Source organism: Psychrobacter sp. CAL346-MNA-CIBAN-0220 (genome assembly GCF_040309805.1).
Classification (GTDB): Bacteria; Pseudomonadota; Gammaproteobacteria; order Pseudomonadales; family Moraxellaceae; genus Psychrobacter.
This window is the reverse complement of record NZ_JBEOPF010000417.1, coordinates 1-261: the sequence shown is the minus strand read 5'-3', so window position 1 is coordinate 261 and position 261 is coordinate 1. Positions and strand designations below refer to the sequence as shown.

Genomic DNA, 261 nt, shown 5'->3' with positions numbered 1-261 from the left:
AAGTTTGACAAAATGAATGAGCAGCCGGTTATCATGACGGCCTTGCCGCTGTATCATATTTTTTCGTTTACCGGTTGTGGTATGTATGGGTTATATCGTGGTTGTATCGGCTCGCTGGTACCAAACCCGCGCGATGGTGCGAGCTTGATTAAGGCTTATAAAGATTATCCACCAGCATTTTTCCCTGCGGTCAACACCTTATTCAATGCCCTTGCTAGCAGCGAAGCTTTCCAAGCGTTAGACCATAGCAAGCTTGAGATG

At 46.4% G+C, this 261-nt stretch carries 1 protein-coding gene; it reads left to right on the top strand.

Annotation, left to right across the window (positions count from 1 at the left end; all coding sequences use genetic code 11):
• Positions 1-261 (top strand): AMP-binding protein (locus tag AAEY88_RS14200; RefSeq protein WP_350563424.1); only part of this gene is annotated, 261 nt, incomplete at both ends.